Here is a 245-nt window from a genome sequence, read left to right as displayed (position 1 = left end):
CAGGTGACAGCCTGACCGCCATCGAACGCGTGGTCGGGACGGCTTTTGCCGATACGCTGGCCTCCTCAACCGCCGGCCACACGCTGCAGGGCGGAGATGGCGATGACATCTACATCGTCGGGAGCCAGAGCGTCACCATCACCGAAGCAGCCGGAGAAGGAGTTGACGAGATCCGTGCCACGGCCACGACATATAGCATGGCCAGCTTCGCCAACGTCGAACGGCTGACCTACACCGGGACCGGC

The 245-nt window shown here is 64.1% G+C and carries 1 pseudogene; it reads left to right on the top strand.

Annotated elements, in window-relative coordinates:
* Positions 1-245, top strand: a pseudogene (locus tag V5F61_RS21240) (hypothetical protein); the annotation flags it as partial.

The organism is Xanthobacter sediminis, assembly GCF_043195015.1.
Taxonomy (GTDB): domain Bacteria; phylum Pseudomonadota; class Alphaproteobacteria; order Rhizobiales; family Xanthobacteraceae; genus Xanthobacter.
The sequence above is the reverse complement of the archived record's forward strand: the minus strand, read 5'-3'. Positions and strand labels throughout refer to the sequence as shown.